Genomic DNA, 1,555 nt, shown 5'->3' on the forward strand with positions numbered 1-1,555 from the left:
GGGGCCTGCTCGATGATCGTGTGGGCGTTGGTGCCGCTGAAACCGAAGGAGGACACCGCCGCGCGGCGAGCACGCCCCGTCTCCGGCCACTCCTGAGCCTCGCTCAGCAGCGAGACCGCCCCCGCCGACCAGTCGATGTGCGGCGACGGCTCCTCCACATGCAGCGTCTTCGGCAGCACACCATGCCGCATCGCCATGACCATCTTGATGATGCCCGCGACACCGGCGGCAGCCTGCGTATGACCCATGTTCGACTTCAGGGAACCCAGCCACAACGGCCGCCCCCCGTCCCGCTCCTGACCATAAGTCGCCAGCAACGCCTGCGCCTCGATCGGGTCACCCAACGTCGTACCCGTACCATGCGCCTCGACCACATCCACCTCAGCGGCAGAAACACCCGAGTTGGCCAACGCCTGCCGGATCACCCGCTGCTGCGACGGACCGTTCGGCGCCGTCAGACCATTACTCGCACCATCCTGGTTCACCGCGCTGCCACGCACCACAGCCAGCACCGGGTGCCCGTTCCTACGAGCGTCGGAGAGCCGCTCCACGAGCAGCATGCCCGCACCCTCCGCCCAGCCCGTACCATCCGCCCCGGCGGAGAACGCCTTGCACCGGCCATCCGCCGCCAGACCACGCTGACGGCTGAACTCCACGAAAGGCGCCGGAGTGGCCATCACCGTCACACCACCGGCCAGCGCCATCGAGCACTCACCATTACGCAGCGCCTGCACCGCCAGATGCAACGCCACCAGCGACGACGAACACGCCGTATCAACCGTGACCGCCGGACCCTCCAAACCAAAGGTGTACGCCAGCCGCCCCGAAATCACACTCGCCGCATTACCCGTACCGACGAAACCCTCGACGCCTTCCGGAAGCGCCGCCAGCGAGGAGGCGTAGTCGTGGTACATCACACCGGCGAAGACACCGGTACGACTGCCACGCAGCGCGCCGGGGTCGATGCCCGCACGCTCGAACGCCTCCCAGGCGGTCTCCAGCAGCAACCGCTGCTGCGGATCCATCGCCAGCGCCTCACGCGGGCTGATACCGAAGAACGCCGGGTCGAAGTAGCCTGCGCCCTCGACGAATCCGCCTTCGCGGGTGTACGAGGTGCCCGGATGATCGGGGTCCTCGTGGTAGAGGGCTTCCAGGTCCCAGCCCCGGTCGGCAGGGAACTGCGAGACCGCGTCCCTGCCCTCCATGACCAGCCGCCACAGATCCTCCGGAGTCTCCACACCACCGGGGTAACGGCAGCCCAGACCCACGATCGCGATCGGCTCGTCATCCACAGCCGCGACCACCACCGGCCCGGCAACCCCCGCCACCACACCCACCAACTCAGCACGGAGGAAGTCCACCAACGCCGCCGGCGTCGGATAATCGAAGACCAACGTCGCCGGAAGCCTCAGCTCCGTCGCCCCACCCAGCAGATTCCGCAGCTCCACCGCCGTCAACGAGTCAAAGCCCAACTCACGGAAGGACCGCTCAGCATCGATGGTCCCCGCACCCGCGTATCCGAGGACAGCGGCGACCTGCGTACGGACCAGATCCA

1 protein-coding gene is annotated in these 1,555 nt (G+C 67.7%); it reads right to left on the reverse strand.

Annotated elements, in window-relative coordinates; translation table 11 throughout:
* Positions 1 to 1,555, reverse strand: a 1,555-nt coding sequence (locus ABTZ94_RS37500; protein WP_351207935.1) for a type I polyketide synthase, incomplete at both ends; no start/stop codon positions are given.

This window comes from Streptomyces sp. NPDC002785 (genome assembly GCF_040295565.1).
In the GTDB taxonomy this organism is placed as follows: Bacteria; Actinomycetota; Actinomycetes; order Streptomycetales; family Streptomycetaceae; genus Streptomyces.